This is a genomic window from Arthrobacter sp. 05L428, from assembly GCF_056397665.1.
The window spans coordinates 1-1,394 of sequence record NZ_JBFTNW010000020.1 but is presented as its reverse complement, the minus strand read 5'-3'; the positions used below and the strand labels follow the sequence as shown (position 1 = coordinate 1,394).

The window sequence follows — 1,394 nt, the reverse complement described above, 5'->3', positions numbered from 1 at the left end:
ATGGATTTGTCGTTGTTGCGTGGGTTTGCTGCGGGTGTTCGGGTTGAGTTGGTGGGTGTGGTTGGTGCTCGGTTGGCTGGGGTGTTGTTGCCTGGGTCGGTGGAGCGGGTGGAGTTTCCTGAGGCGGTGCGGCGTCTTGAGAGTGTGGTGGCGCGGTCTGGCCGTGATGTTGTGGTGGATCAGGTGGCGTATACGTGGTTTAACCGGTTGGTGGCGTTGCGGTTTATGGACGTGAACGGTTATACGGGTGTGGGTGTGGTGTCCCCTGCGGGGGGTGCTGTGGCGGGGCAGCCGGAGGTGTTGGCGGATGCGAAGGCCGGCCATGTTGATGTTGGTGTGGTGGGGGAGAAGGTCCGGGACCGGGTGATCGGTCTGTTGTCGGGTTCTGTGGTGTCCGGGGATGCTCAGGGGGAGGCGTTTAAGCTTCTGCTGGCGGCGTACTGCAATCATTGGGCGGGGCCGATGCCGTTCATGTTTGAGCGGTCGGGGGATTTCACGGAGCTGCTGGTTCCGGATGATCTGCTCTCGGACCGGTCGATTGTGGCCCGGATTCTGCGGACGCTGACGCCGGAGGTCTGTTCGGATGTTGAGGTGATCGGCTGGCTGTACCAGTTCTATATTGCCGCGCGGAAGGACGAGGTCTTCGCGGGGTTCAAGAAGAACAAGAAGGCGACGGCGCTGGAGATCCCGGCGGCGACGCAGTTGTTTACGCCGCACTGGATTGTGAAGTATCTGGTGGAGAACTCGCTGGGGCGGTTGTGGCTGCTGAACAATCCGGGCTCGGATCTGGCGTCCCGGATGGAGTATTACATTGCTCCGGTGGAGCCGGAGACGGACTTCCTGAAGATCAGTGGTCCGGAGGATTTGAGGGTCCTGGATCCGGCGTGCGGGTCCGGGCACATGCTGACCTATGCGTTTGATCTGTTGTTCCTGATGTATGAAGAGGCAGGGTACGCGCCCTCGGACATCCCGGGCCTGATTCTGAAGCACAATTTGTTTGGGGCGGAGATTGATCCGCGGGCCGGTGCGTTGGCGGCGTTCGCGCTGGTGATGAAAGCCCGGGACAAACAGAAGGCGTTCCTGAATCCGGGGAAGGGCACGGCGCCGAATATTTGTGTGCTGGAGCCGGTGCGGTTCGCCGCGGAGGAGCTGGAGATGCTGGTGACCCGGGGCGGGGATAAGCACGCGGAGGTCGCGTTTTGGCAGTCGTTTGAGGATGCGGACACGTTCGGGTCGTTGATCCGCCCGGACCAGGACCTCATCACCCCGTTGACGGCGCAAGTGGAGTCGTTGGGGGAGGCGGAGACGCTGTTCGGCGGGGATGTTCTGGACCGGGCCCGGACCGTGCTGGAGCAGTCGGTGTATCTCTCGACCCGGTATCACGTGGTCGTCGC

The 1,394-nt window shown here is 62.1% G+C and carries 1 protein-coding gene; it reads left to right on the top strand.

All coding sequences use genetic code 11. From position 1 onward, the window contains the following. Nucleotides 1–1,394, top strand: a 1,394-nt coding sequence (locus AC1DH3_RS16670) for a BREX-1 system adenine-specific DNA-methyltransferase PglX (protein WP_476909818.1), incomplete at both ends; no start/stop codon positions are given.